10 protein-coding genes and 3 pseudogenes are annotated in these 13,461 nt (G+C 62.4%); 7 read left to right on the top strand and 6 right to left on the bottom strand.

Going from position 1 to position 13,461, the window contains the following annotated elements; all coding sequences use genetic code 11:
* Positions 1 to 16 precede the first annotated feature (16 nt).
* The 5 genes from era (at position 17) to IM764_RS01140 (ending at position 4,549) form a co-directional block, all read left to right on the top strand.
* Positions 17 to 967, top strand: a complete 951-nt coding sequence (era, locus tag IM764_RS01160; protein ID WP_194186715.1) for a GTPase Era — start codon at positions 17 to 19, stop codon at positions 965 to 967.
* Positions 968 to 1,035: 68 nt separating this feature from the next.
* Positions 1,036 to 1,824 (top strand): DUF4282 domain-containing protein, encoded by a 789-nt coding sequence (locus IM764_RS01155; protein ID WP_194186597.1) that lies wholly within the window; start codon positions 1,036 to 1,038, stop codon positions 1,822 to 1,824.
* A gap of 27 nt (positions 1,825 to 1,851) precedes the next feature.
* Positions 1,852 to 2,601 carry a DNA repair protein RecO gene (gene recO, locus IM764_RS01150; protein ID WP_194186596.1) on the top strand — a complete coding sequence of 250 codons (750 nt, stop codon included), beginning with the start codon at positions 1,852 to 1,854 and terminating at the stop codon, positions 2,599 to 2,601.
* Between the two features lie 97 nt (positions 2,602 to 2,698).
* Positions 2,699 to 3,439, top strand: a complete 741-nt coding sequence (locus IM764_RS01145; protein WP_370551500.1) for an isoprenyl transferase — start codon at positions 2,699 to 2,701, stop codon at positions 3,437 to 3,439.
* A gap of 9 nt (positions 3,440 to 3,448) precedes the next feature.
* A complete protein-coding gene (locus IM764_RS01140; protein ID WP_194186594.1) occupies positions 3,449 to 4,549 on the top strand; it encodes a VIT1/CCC1 transporter family protein in 1,101 nt (366 codons plus the stop codon).
* Here the strand turns inward: IM764_RS01140 and IM764_RS01135 are convergent.
* The 4 genes and pseudogenes from IM764_RS01135 to IM764_RS01120 form a co-directional block, all read right to left on the bottom strand.
* Complete coding sequence (locus tag IM764_RS01135; RefSeq protein WP_194186593.1) at positions 4,546 to 4,992, bottom strand: Fur family transcriptional regulator; 447 nt, start codon at positions 4,990 to 4,992, stop codon at positions 4,546 to 4,548. The two genes, IM764_RS01140 and IM764_RS01135, sit on opposite strands and share 4 nt — an antisense overlap.
* 485 nt (positions 4,993 to 5,477) lie before the next feature.
* A complete protein-coding gene (locus tag IM764_RS01130) occupies positions 5,478 to 5,759 on the bottom strand; it encodes a hypothetical protein (protein ID WP_194186592.1) in 282 nt (93 codons plus the stop codon).
* 222 nt (positions 5,760 to 5,981) lie between these two features.
* Positions 5,982 to 6,128, bottom strand: a pseudogene (locus tag IM764_RS10305) (alkane 1-monooxygenase); the annotation flags it as partial.
* A gap of 166 nt (positions 6,129 to 6,294) precedes the next feature.
* A complete protein-coding gene (locus tag IM764_RS01120) occupies positions 6,295 to 8,961 on the bottom strand; it encodes an excinuclease ABC subunit UvrA (RefSeq protein WP_194186591.1) in 2,667 nt (888 codons plus the stop codon).
* Positions 8,962 to 9,008: 47 nt separating this feature from the next.
* Here IM764_RS01120 and IM764_RS10435 point away from each other — a divergent pair, with 47 nt between their 5' ends.
* Positions 9,009 to 9,290, top strand: a complete 282-nt coding sequence (locus IM764_RS10435; RefSeq protein WP_370551499.1) for a DUF488 family protein — start codon at positions 9,009 to 9,011, stop codon at positions 9,288 to 9,290.
* The gene (locus IM764_RS10510; protein ID WP_370551498.1) at positions 9,244 to 9,435 is read left to right on the top strand and encodes a DUF488 family protein; all 192 of its coding nucleotides are present in this window, start codon (positions 9,244 to 9,246) and stop codon (positions 9,433 to 9,435) included. The genes IM764_RS10435 and IM764_RS10510 overlap by 47 nt, the downstream gene beginning before the upstream one ends.
* A gap of 925 nt (positions 9,436 to 10,360) precedes the next feature.
* Here the strand turns inward: IM764_RS10510 and nhaA are convergent.
* Positions 10,361 to 12,163: pseudogene (gene nhaA / locus IM764_RS01110) on the bottom strand (Na+/H+ antiporter NhaA); the annotation flags it as partial.
* Positions 12,164 to 12,303: 140 nt separating this feature from the next.
* Positions 12,304 to 13,302: pseudogene (locus tag IM764_RS01105) on the bottom strand (ISL3 family transposase).
* Positions 13,303 to 13,461: the final 159 nt, after the last annotated feature.

Below are 13,461 nucleotides of genomic sequence, written 5' to 3'. Positions count from 1 at the left end.
TTTACCCGAGGATGCGATGGCAGATGCCTCTGCGGGTGTAGATGCCCCTGTCGCGCGCGCTGATTTCTCCGCCCCCGAGGGGTTCCGCTCGGGCTTCGTGAGCTTTGTGGGGCGCCCGAACACGGGTAAGTCCACGCTGACGAATGCCTTGGTGGGCGAGAAGATCGCCATCACCGCTGACCAGCCGGAGACCACGCGCCACCCAATCCGTGGCATTGTGCACCGCGAGGATGCGCAGATCATTCTGGTGGACACGCCGGGGCTGCACCGTCCGCGCACGCTGCTGGGCGAGCGCCTCAATGAGATGGTCAAGGAGACTTACTCCGATGTGGATCTGATCTGTATGTGCGTGGCGGCGGACGAGAAGATTGGTCCGGGCGACCGTTGGATCGTGGAGGCTGTGCGTGCTGCCGCGCCGAAGACTCCGCTGGTGGGTGTGGTGACCAAGCTGGATAAGGCATCCAAGGATGAGGTGGGTGCTCAGCTGCTGGCTTTGCACGATCTGCTGGGCGGCGACGTGGTTCCCGTGTCCGCGACCAAGGATGTGCAGCTGGAGGTGCTCATGGATGTGCTGGTTCAGCATCTTCCGGAGGGCCCGCGCTACTACCCGGATGATCACATCACCGATGATGACCGCGATACCCGCATGGCGGAACTCATTCGCGAAGCGGCCTTGTCCGGGCTGCACGATGAGCTCCCGCACTCCGTGGCCGTGCAGATCGACGAAGTACTGCCCAACCCCACGCGCGAGGGCGTGCTGGATGTGCACGCGGTGATTTACGTGGAGCGCGAAGGCCAGAAGGCGATACTGCGTGGCAAGGACGGACGTAGGCTGTCCAAGACGGTGCATGATGCGCGCAAGCAGATCATTGATTTGGTGGGGCAGAACGTCTTTTTGGACGTGCGTTTGAAGGTCGCGAAAAACTGGCAGTCTGATCCGAAGCAACTGGGCCGGATGGGCTTCTAGGCTGGTAGGTTTTAGATCTGAATCTCGAAGGCACTGTAAGGCACTGACGGAAAGGTATCCCCACACTTATGACTACTCCACAAGATCCCAACAACTCTGATTCCAACCCAGAATCCAACTCAGCATCCAACTCTGAGTTCAACGGAAGTAACGATTCCACCGGCTCCACCGGTTACGGCTCCCACGCCGCCGGCTCTTCGTTTGGTTCTTCCCAGGACAACCAGGATCACACCACTCAGTTCGGTGCCAATGACCAGACTCAGCAGTTTGGTCAGGATCAGCAGTTCGGCGGCTACGACCAGACTCAGCAATTCGGTCAAGACCAGCAGTTCAACCAGAATCAGCAGTTCGGTCAGGATCAGCAGTCCGGCGGCTACGGCCAGACCCAGCAGTACGGTCAGGATCAGCAGTACGGTGCTTACGGCCAGAACCAGGCCGCGTTTGGCGCCTACCCGCAGCAGCAGGCTCCCATCGCCGGTGCCAAGAAGGACAGCTTCTTCAGCGCTCTGTTCGATCTGAGCTTCACCAAGTACGCCACCCCATCTGTGGCTAAGACCGTTTACATCATTTCGATGGTGGTCATCAGCCTGTACACGCTTTTCGGAATCATCGCCTGCCTGGCACTGTTGGCAGACGGTGGCGCAGAAGCTGTATTCGGCCTCATCTTCGGTGTCCCGATCGTCTTGCTGCTGGGTCTGACGATGCTGGCATTGTTCCGCGTGTCTCTGGAAGTCTCTGTAGCGCAGATCCGCACCTCGGAGGCTGCGATGAGCATGAACAACCGCCTCGCACAGTCCAACACTCAGGCCCCTGCCACCAACGATCCTTTCGGTGGTTACAACAACCAGTCCTTCTAAGGGCTCTCGCTCAATTAGGAAGTCCACATGCCTCGTTACGGTAGTCGCCCGAACTACCGCGACGAGGCTTTTGTGTTGCGCACCCACAAGCTGGGTGAGGCGGATCTGATTCTGGTGATGCTGACCGCAAAGCACGGTGTGGTGCGCGGGGTGGCCAAGGGTATCCGCAAGACGAAGTCTCGTTTCGGCGCGAGGTTGGATCGCTTTTCCCGGGTGAACGTGCAGATCTACCCCTCGAGCAAGTCCGGCCCCTCCGGGTTGGCGAATGTGACGGATGCGACCACCGTGGCCACTTACGCGCCCGCCATTGTGGCTGATCCGGACCTCTTTTTCGCCGCGTCCGCCCTGTTGGAGATGGCCTTATTGTTTGGCGATTCTGAGGTCTTTTTTCTCCTCGATGCCACACTCAACACCCTCGCCACGCCCGATTCGCATCTGCCACCGGTATCTGCCGTGGATCAGTTTGTCCTGCAGAGTCTTCAGCAAGCTGGATGGGCGCCGTCTTTGGTGGATTGTGCGCAGTGCGGAGCCCGGGGGCCACACCGGGCGTTTCACGCCCTAGCGGGTGGCGCTGTCTGCGGGTTGTGTCGTCCCCCGGGTGCCACACATCCGCCGGCAGAAGCGGTGCATGCGCTGTGGCTGCTTTCGAAGGGGCGCACGGATGCTGCGGCGGATATCTTGCAGGATTCCACAATCGCCCGCGCAGCCCACGAGCTATTGCTGGGGCATGTCCACCAGCAGTTGGAAGCGCCATGCACGGCGTACGGCGCGCTGTAGAAAATCCCGAGATCCCCCGGAATTCATCGAGGGACCACCCAAGAAGATCACCGTGCGCTTATTTATTTAAGGCGCACTCTTTGGCAATATGGGACTGGTGAACTTTGACCATATTGATCGCGCAGATATCCCCACGGAGTTAACTCCTCGTCACATCGCCATCGTGATGGACGGCAACGGCCGTTGGGCCGAAGAGCGGGGGATGGTGCGCACTGAAGGTCACGAGAGGGGCGAGGGCGTTCTGATCTCTCTGGTGGAGGAGTGCTTGGAACTCGGAGTGGATTACCTTTCGGCATACGCTTTTTCCACGGAGAACTGGCGTCGATCTTCCGAAGAGGTCCGGTTCCTGATGGGGTTCAACAGGGACGTCCTACGGCGACAACGCGACTACCTCAACAGCCTCGGCGTGCGCGTGCGATGGGCGGGCAGAAGGCCCAGGCTGTGGCGGTCGGTCATTTCCGAACTGGAAAAGGCCGAGGAGCTGACCCAAGACAACACCAAGATGACCTTAGTGATGTGCGTGAACTACGGGGGGCGCGCGGAGATCGTGGACGCGGCGCGCGGGGTGGCGGACGCGGTGGCGAAGGGTCGGATCAAACCTCGTCACGTCAACGAGAAACTGTTTGCGCAGTACTTGGATGAGCCGGACATGCCGGATGTGGACTTGTTCCTGCGGCCTTCGGGTGAGCAGCGGACCAGCAACTTCCTGCCGTGGCAGTCCGTGTATGCGGAGATGGTCTACCAGGACGTACTGTTTCCGGACTACACGCCGAATCACCTGCGTGCGGCTGTGTTGGAATACGCCAAGCGCGATCGCCGTTTCGGCGGGACGAAGTAGGGGAGAGCGGTGGTCGAAGAAACTGGGATTGAGCCGACGCGCCAGCAGATCTCGCGCTGGCGCAAGCACCTCGCCGACGAGCGTGCCGAGGGTGCGGTCTACCGCGAGCTCGCTCGGAAGAAGACGGGTGAGGAGCGCGAGATCCTCATGGGCATCGCGGATGCAGAGTCTCGGCACGAGGAGTATTGGCGCGCCCGCCTGGGCGAGAACGTAGGCCTGCCGCGACAGGCGAGCCTGAGCACGCGCCTGATGGCGTGGATGGCCAAGCGCTTCGGCAGCGTGTTTGTGCTGGCGCTGCTGCAGTCCGCGGAATCCCGCAACAGCTACATCAAGGATGCGGATGCCTCGGAGCAGATGATTGCGGACGAGGCGATTCACGCCGAGGTGGTGCGCGGACTGGCGGCTCGTGGCCGCGCGAAGATGTCCGGCGATTTCCGCGCGGCGATCTTCGGTGCCAACGATGGTCTGGTATCCAATTTGGCTCTGGTGTTGGGCATGGTCGGCACGGGCGCGTCGTCGCACGTGGTGCTGATTACGGGTCTGACTGGTTTGCTGGCCGGTGCGTTGTCGATGGCGGCGGGTGAGTATGTTTCGGTCAGTTCGCAGCAGGAATTGCTCGACGCCAACCGCCCCGATCCTAATACCCAGGATTCCGTGCCCAAGTTGGACATGGAAGAAAACGAGCTGGAGCTGGTCTATCGCGCCCGCGGCATGAGCGCGGATGATGCCCGCGCCAAGGCCCAAGATGTGTTTGAGCACATCCAAGTGGGAGCCAATGATTGGAATAAATCTGATCTGGAGCGCTCGGCGGTCGAGGACATCGAAGAGCCGGGCGGCTCGGGTATGTCCGCGGCGATCTCTAGTTTCTTCTGCTTCGCCGTGGGCGCGGTGATCCCTGTGGTGCCGTATGTGTTCGGTGCTTCTGGCACGTCCGCGGCGATTACCGCCAGCGTGATGGTGGGGATTGCACTGCTGATGACGGGCGCTATTGTGGGGCTGCTTTCCGGTGTGGCTCCGGGCAAGCGCGCGCTGCGCCAGCTGTTGATCGGCTTTGGCGCGGCAGGCGTGACGTTCCTGCTGGGAACCCTGTTTGGGGTCAGCGCGGGCTAGCTGGTCTTTTGGCAGTTCTTGCAAAGGCCGAAGATCTCGGCGGTGTGGCCGGACTTCTGGAAACCGTACTTTGTGGCGGTGTTTTCCGCCCAATCTTCCACGGGCCCGCCGTCGATTTCCACGGTGGTGCGGCAGTTAGTGCACACCAGGTGGTGATGATGGGTATCCATGGCACAGCTGCGGTAGAGGGTTTCGCCGGAATCGTCCTGGAGAGTGTCTATAGCGCCTAGCTCAGAAAGTTGCTGCAGCGTGCGATAGACGGTGGTTAAACCCACTTTTTGCTCCGCGTTGCTGAGCTTCATGTGGATGTCCTGGGCGGAGGCGAAGGTAGTGATTCCCTCCAACACGTCTTGGACGGCAGCGCGCTGTCGGGTGTTGCGCTGCCCGATCTTGGGCCGTGAACCCTCGGAAGTGTTCTGAGTTTCAGCGGTCGAACGGGTCATGGAAAACTCCTTGGCGCGCAGCGCTTCGCGCGGACGACGCGCGCAGCACTCCGATTGGTAGATGATGCGGCGAATGTGCAGGTAGAGCCCCAGCCTAGGCGTTTAGATCATCGTTTTCAATTAGGTGTCAATAAGCATTATGGATCCGACGCATAAAGAATGCCCCAGGACTTGACACCCATGAACACGGGACGTTTAATGTACGTAGTTCCCTGGCGCAGTGTTAATCCCCCCCCTACGCTGCGCCAACTTATGGGAACAGGCCCCATTCTCTTCGGAGAACAGCGTGGCCGGAACCCGCAGCAACCCCCCAAGCTGCGGGTTCTTTTACATCTTCTGCACCCTTCGCACCATCCTTGACCCCGCACTAGGTTTTAGTGTTTTGCACAAGGATCCCTCGGAACTATCCCGAATTTTTGCTTTACCCCGGTTCGCGGGACGGGGCGTGGTAGTTCTGGGGGATCATTGTACAAAACAGAGCTCAATCAATGCGTGTCCGTTTGTGCTGGACGATGTTTCTCCTCGGGTGTCTCTAGCAACGGTAAGAAAGTCGGCACCAGCACCAAGCCCAGTGCCAGGTACGCCAGAAGCGCAGGGGAGAAAATGATTGCCTCGTCTTGCTGTTCATGCATGAGGGAAAGACCGGATATAAACACCATCAAGCCGGCGAGGGTTAGCGCGGCTATCACTGCTGCTGAGGCGTTCCTCAACAGACGGAGAAAGTATCCGGCAAAGATCAGACCCGCTCCAGTAAAGATCACTGTCACCGGAGGGCTGGAAAATAGTCCTGAACGATCGCCCTTTTAGCCAAAAAGAGACCAGAAGAAAGCACTATGATTAGGAGCCCAACCGCGGAAATTGTGAGGGGATTCTTGATGGTCATCTGCCGGGGAAGGGGCATAGAGATCAAATCTCCGGCTAGGCGACGTCGTTGTGATTGCTCAGGCTAGGTACCTCGGGCAGGGCTCGCGGGAGCTTGCAGAATTCACCTAGCGGCTGGCTGGTTCCCAATCCAGTGCTGGGGCCACGTGCTCCGCGAAGTTCTGCAGAATTCGTAAATTGAGCACTACTCCGAGCTGGCTCGGGATGGTCAACATGAGGGTATCTGCCTTCATGACTACAGCGTCCGCTCGCAGTAGTTGCCATCGGCACTGCAGCAGGTCGTAGGCTCGGTCATCGTCGAGGTCTTCGCGATCAGATGAGGTAGAAGTCCTCTGACCTCGGAGACCTCGACCCATCTCCCGAGCAGCCCCGGCTACCGACGCGTCACCCGATACCCCACACTCAACGGCGAAGAGCCGGTTATGCCCCTGACGTCAGCGTCGCGGCCTCGGCGAGGGCGGCGGCGAGATACGACGCTGTAGCGCTGTTTCTCGACGTGGCAACCTCTGCTGGCGTTCCGGACGCGACCACTGTGCCGCCGTTGTCACCGGCTCCCGGCCCGAGATCGATGACGTAGTCGGCTGCGCCGACCACTCGCATGTCGAGTTCCACCATCACGACCGTGTTGCCCGCATCGACGAGAGTCTGAAGGTGGGTAACTAGACGGTCTGCGTCGGCACAGTGCAATCCGGAGGTCGGTTCATCGAGAACGTATAGAGTGTCGCCGCGCTGCGCTCGTTGCAGTTCGGTGGCCAGCTTCACACGCTGCGCCTCTCCACCGGAGAGCTCTGTGGCCGGCTGTCCCAAGCGCAGATAACCGAGCCCGACATCGACCAGCGAGGTGAGGGAGCGCATCACGTTGTACTCGCCGGCGAAGAACTCGTGAGCCTCTTCGACGCTCATCGCGAGGATTTCCGCGACGTTGCACCCTCGCCAGGTGATCTCCAAGGTGCTCGATTGATAGCGGGTGCCATGGCAGTCGGGACACTCGGTGTAGACCGAGGGCAGGAAGAGCAGCTCGACCATCACGGAGCCTTCACCCTCACAGGTCGGGCAGCGGCCGCCTGCGACATTGAAGGAGAACCGACCGGGCTTGTATCCGCGTATCCGAGCTTCCGGGGTCTCGGCGAACCGGCGTCGCACATGATCGAAGAGTCCTGTGTAGGTCGCGACGTTGGAGCGGGGCGTGCGGCCGATGGGTTTCTGGTCGATGCTGACCACACGCCGGACGGTCGTGAGATCGCCCTCGACGGACCCTCCGGGTTCATCGGACTCGTCAGTGAAGAGCAGGGCGTCAGCCTCAGCGCTTTCTTCCTCGACGCGAGGGGCGTCTCCTTGCTTGGCGCTGATGAGGGCAGGCAGGACTTGACTGACAAGGCTCGACTTCCCCGACCCTGACACGCCAGTGACAGCCGTGAGCGTTCCGAGCGGTAGCGCCACAGATACGTCTTGCAGGTTGTTGTGGGTGACGTGCTCCAGCTGCAACCAGTCGTGAGCTGCACGGGGCTGGTGCGGTGGAAGGCCGCTGCCCCCGAAGATGTATCCGCGCGTCACCGACTCGTCGACCTCCGCGAGCCCGTCCGTGGGTCCGCTGTAGATCACGCGCCCGCCGCGTTCCCCGGCTCCGGGGCCTATGTCGACCAGCCAGTCTGCGTGCCTTATGACGTCGACGGAATGCTCCACGACGAAGAGGCTGTTGCCGCGCTGCTTCAGCCCGTCGAGGATACCCAGCAGCGCGGTGACGTCGTGCGGATGGAGACCGGCTGACGGCTCGTCGAGGACGTAGACAACACCGAACAGTTCCGACGTGAGCTGCGTGGCGAGTCGAAGTCGTTGTAGCTCCCCTCCGGACAGTGTCGGCGTAGTGCGACCTAGCGAGAGGTAACCGAGTCCGAGATCGATGATGGGGCGCAGGCGGTCCAGCAATTCTGCGCCCAGGCGGGATGCCGCGGCGCGCTTCTCGACAGATTGATTCGGTGTGCGACGGACATCCGGCGCAGCGGAGTGCGCCGAGCCGCCAGCAGCAACGCGCTGCTCGATGGCTTCACGTCTAGTCGCGATGTCTACCACGGCGCCGGAGGTCTCGCCCTCGCGGTCAGACTCGGCGACGACGGACTCGAGGAGCTCAGCCAATTCACGCAGTGGCAAGGCTGAGAAGTCCGCGATATCGAGTCCTTCGAACGTCACCGTCAGTGCTTCGGGTTTGAGCCGCTTCCCATGGCACACCGGGCACACTGCCGCGCTCATGAACTGGGCTACGCGGCGCTTCATCGACGCGCTCTTCGTGTTCGCGAAAGTGTCGAGCACGTACCGCCGCGCGCCGACGAAGGTGCCCGAGTAGCTCGGTTCGATTCCTGCTCGGATCGCCTGGCGCGCCTCGGCGAGTGTGAGTCGAGAGTGGACGGGAACGGAGGGGGTCTCGTCGGTATAGAGGATCCAGTCCCGATCCTTCTTCGGCAGATCCTTCCACGGTACGTCGACGTCGTAGCCGAGCGCGACGAGCACGTCCCGCAACTGGTGGCCGTGCCAGGCGGTCGGCCACGATGCAATGGCGCGCTCCCGGATGGTGAGTGAGGGATCGGGCACCATCTGCTCCTCGGTCACCGTGTACACTCTGCCGATGCCGTGGCACTCGGGGCACGCGCCCTGCACGGTGTTCGCGGAGAAGTCCTCGGCATAGAGCATCGGCTGTCCATCTGGGTATTCACCGGCTCGCGAATAGAGCATCCGAACCACACTCGACAGCGTGGTGATGCTGCCTACAGAGGAGCGCGCGCTGCGCCCTCCGCGCTGCTGCTGCAAGGCGACTGCGGGCGGCATCCCGGTGATGGAGTCGACGTCGGGGACACCCGCCTGGTCGATCAGTCGCCGCGCGTACGGGGCAACTGACTCCAAGTAGCGCCGCTGCGACTCCGCGTACAACGTGCCGAAAGCCAAGGAGGACTTCCCGGATCCGGACACGCCCGTGAATACAACCATCGCGTCACGCGGAACCGTGAGATCGACGTCCTTGAGGTTGTGTTCGCGGGCACCACGCACCCGGACATCGGGCTGGACGTGGGGGGACAATGAGGGAAGCTGATCCATTTCGTGATTGTACCAATCGGGTCTTGTGGTAAGCAGGTTCATCGACCGTGGGAAGCAAGATGATGCGGCTGTTTTCCATCGGGTTCACGAAGAAGTCGGCGCGCGAGTTCTTCGGTCTGCTCTCCGACAGCGGCGCGACGGCTCTTGTTGACATACGGCTGCGGAACCGTTCGCAGCTCGCAGGATTCGAGAAGCGAGACGACCTCAAGTTCTTCCTCAGTGACATTTGCGACATACATTATCGGCAGGAGTTGCTTCTCACCCTGACAGAGCAAGCGCTAGGTGACCACCAGCACGGGGGCTGTGTCGTGGGAGCAATACGCCGCTGAACACGTGCGCCTCTTGGATGGTCGCCAGGTCGAAGCGGTGCTCAGTCCTGCTGACTTCAACGAGGCAGTGCTCCTCTGCTCAGAGGCCTCTCCTGATCGTTGTCATCGGCGTCTCGCCGCAGAGTATCTCGCGCCCGCCTGGTGACACAGGGATCGTGCATATCTTCTAACAGGTGGTGGCGTCGTCCTCACCCGTCGGATGCGGACGGGTTAGGCTCCGGCTTCAGTCTGGTCGGGAGCGAGAGCGAGCACACGGGGGCGGCAGCGCGCGACGTAGCCACGGAAGCAGTACGAGCGCCCCCGCAGGCCCCAATGTGAGTAGCACCTACGGCAACCACCCGACAACGTGAAAGTCGACATCAGAAGAGGCGCGGTGAGGCTGGAGACGCTGAATGAGTACTGGAACGCCGCGAGGTAGCGTCCAGCCTGTTCCGGCGGGGCGACCTCACTCGCGGCCGCGTTCATTCTCGTGCCGAGCACGACCGTTCCGACTCCGAGAATCAGCGCCGATCCGAACAGGGCCACCGCAAGCCACGCTGAAGGAACTGCGTAGACGGCGGCCATTGAGGCGATCCGCGCCAAGAGCAGCAGTGCTCCGAGCCGCACAGCGAATGCCCGAGAACGTGAGCTCGTCAGCGCCACCGCGACTCCTGTGAGGGTGCTCGACAGCACGGCCGGGCCGGCGTTTGCGAGGTCGGCAACCTTGCCTGCGCGCCGAGTGGTTCGACAGCGATCACCGGAAGGCAACTGGGAAGAACTCCATCACCAGGGTGATGAAAAAGCCCAGAAGGATGAGCCCGAGAAACGGGCGGTGCCGATCACCCTGTGAGGGCCAACTCGGTCAACCAGCGTCCGGGCGAACATGGGGAACAGCAGTCCGAGGCCTGCCCCGATGCCCAATGCGAGGCCCGCGTCCGCAACCGAGAATCCGCGAACTTAGATGAGGAATAGTGCCGCAACGGGGAGGTACATTCCCGCGCCACCGCTTTCGAGGGCGACGAACGCCCTGCCAACGGGTGTTCTTGTTCGCTCGGGCAAGTGTACCGACGCGCCCCGCGACGCCTGACGACTCAGGAGCGCACTTCCTGGGTTCGTGTGGCTCGGCGGCTGGCTTCGAGGGCTGAGGTGAGCGTTCGAGCGTCGTAGCTACCCAGCAACCGTCGACCGTCTACGAAGAACGTCGGGGTGGCGTGCGCCCCGCTGGCATCGGCGCTTTCGAGATCCCGCTCGACACGGGCACGTACGGCCGCACTATCGAGGTCAGCCGTGAACTGGGCGACATCCAGGCCCAGCTCTTCGGCGTAGCGGATCAGATCTTCGCGCTCGAGCGCATCTTGCCGCGTGAAGACTAAGTCCAGCCACGGCCAGAACATCCCCTGATTCGATGCCGCCTCCGACGCTCGTGCGGCTATGGGGCCGTGAGGGTGATGTGGTAACTGGCGAACGACATACCGGAGATCGTCCCCGAACCGGCTGTGAAGGTCCTCCCAGGAACCCGTTGCGTGCGCGCAATAGGAACATTCGAAGTCGATGTACTCGACGAGCGTGAGCTGGGCGTCCTCTGGTCCGCGGATGTGGTCGACTTCAGGATCAACGGGTGGTGTGAGCACCATCGGCAAATCTGCCGTCTCCTCTCCCCAGCGTTTCGCAGCAACCCGGAAAATCAGCCAACCAAGCGCGGTAGCGAGCACCATAGCGACCAACACGCCGACGGTCGCTTGCCGACCCAGGTCGGACGTCGAGCCGAACGCGAGGCCGATTACCAGGAGCGACACTGTGAACCCGATCCCCGAAAGCGCCGCACCGCCAAACACGCTGCCCATCCCGACACCCTCGGGTAGCCGACCGGCTCCAAGCTTCACAGCGACAAAGGTGGCGAGACCGATGCCGAGAAGTTTGCCGAGCACGAGACCTACGATGACTCCCCACGTCACGGGGGACTGGAAGGAATCGACGAGCACGCCGTCGCGCAGGTCGACGCCAGCGTTCGCGAGCGCGAAGATCGGGACGATGACGAGCGCGGTCGGCATGCGCAAGACCTCGTGCATGCGTTCATTTACCGAGATACCTTGCGCCAAACCTCGATCGACTGCGCGGGCCGATGCCGCGCTCGGCGACTGCCAGAAGTCGCGGAACAGCTGACGAGCCGCGACCACCTTCTGCCGACGCGTCGGGTAGGCGGGGATAAGGAGTCCTGCGACCATGCCCGCGAGGGAGGCGTGGACTCCGGAATCAACGGTCGCGAACCAGAGCACAATCACAATCAGTACGTACGGTGCGGCGCTCCATTGCCGCGAACGACCCAGAAGCCACAACCCAGCCAGGCAGGCAACTGCGATCAGCAGCGGAACGAACCGGATCTCGTCGCTGTAGACAATGCCGATGATGGAGACGGCGAGGAAGTCATCGACGACGGTGAGGGTGAGTAGGAACACCCGCAACTGGCCGGAGAGTTTCGGGCCGACGAGCGCGAGGGCACCCAACAGGAACGCGGTGTCGGTACCGACCACCGCGCCCCATCCACCGAGCCCGTCGCCGCCCGCGGCGGCCGCGATCAGGATGTAGAAAACTGCGGGCAGTGCCACGCCAGTGACGCCAGCGATCAACGCGAGACGCGCGCGGCTGGCGTCTCGGAGCGACCCATGCGCGAACTCCTGTCGCACCTCGAGGCCAACGACGAAGAAGAAGACTATCATGAGGCCGTCGTTGATCCAGTGGTGCAGGCTCATGTGCAGTCCGAACCCGCCGACATCGAACCCGATCTCGCTATCCCACAGCCCGAAATAAGCCTCGGAGAGTGGCGAGTTCGCCCAGAGCAAAGCGACCGCTGCGACGACGACCAAGAGCACAGCCGAACCCGACTCCGTGCGAATCGTTCGTCAACTAATGCCCCGTTTCATCAGCCCACTCTTCATGCGGGAAGCATAGCATGACCCAAGGACAGCGCCCGGCGGCGTGACTTGTCGACAGTACAGCGCACAAGGCTGAATGGAGACGAAGCGGGTTATGGGGCTCATCGCAATTGAGGGTGTAGCGACGGTCTGAAGCCTCCAGCTTCGAGTAGCGGACGGGCGATGTAGTGGGTCTGGTTGCGGAAGCCGAGGCCGGAGCCGCGGAGGTGTTCGAGGCGGCCGTTGACGGCCTCTGTCGGCCCGTTCGATGTGCCGGGCCGGTCGAAGTAGGCGAGGACGTCGGCGGCGCGTTGCTTCAGTGTCCGGGCGAACGCGTTGCCTGCGAGGCGGACGACGTGGAACGGATCTATGACGGCGACCGCGTCGGGCAGATCTTCTGCGGTGGCGGCCTTGAAGTCCGAGAACCCGTCCATCGCGACCACTTTGACGCCGTCGCGCCAGGCGGGTTCGCGGTCGGTGAGCCATTGCTTGCAAGCCTGCTTCGAGCGACCTTCGACCTTGTCCAGCAGGCGGGCAGGCCCGGTGCCGTAGCGAATCGGAGTGAGGTCGATGACGACGGTCACGTAGCGATCGCCGTGGCGCGTATGGCGCCAGACGTGCTCGTCCACGCCCAGCACCGCGACCGAGTCGAAGCGCGTAGGATCATCGAGCAGACGCCTGCCCTCCTCCAGCACCCCCGTGTCCGCGGTGTGCCAGGCGACCCCGAGACCAGCGGCGACCCGGGAGACGGTGAGGTGATCGAGCACCAGCCCCTCCAGCGCCCATCAAACGCCAGCGCGGGAGCTCTTCACCTGCGACTCCGCCGCCGCAGAGGGGTCCTGCCGCCGGACGCGGCCGCAACCGGAACACCTGTAGCGGCGCACGCGTAGCAGCAGTGTCGTCGGCCGGTGTCCGAACGGGACATGCGCCAATCTGCGCGTGACCGTGTCCCGCGGCACGCCCTGGCAGCCACAGGTTCGGCGCCAATCGCCCGCGTCGACGACCCGGCACGCGAGCACTGCGCGGCAGGGCTCAAGCCGTTGCCCCTCGACCTCCAGGCCCAGCTCGTCGAAGCGGCAGAACGTGGCCAGGTCAGAGGTCGCGAAGGTAGCGTGGAACACGTCGAGGTCTCTCTCGGACGGCTGGCCTAGGAACCTCCATCCTACGAGACCTCGACCCCTACCCGCCGCCGACGCGCTCGACCCCGACTACACCGTCAACTGCGAAGAGCCCTATTACCGCTGGTTGCGTAACCCCGCGAGTCAGCGGGAGTTGGAGGA

It is taken from the genome of Corynebacterium sp. ED61, from assembly GCF_015233855.1.
GTDB lineage: Bacteria > Actinomycetota > Actinomycetes > Mycobacteriales > Mycobacteriaceae > Corynebacterium > Corynebacterium dentalis.
This window is presented reverse-complemented; position numbering and strand designations above follow the sequence as displayed.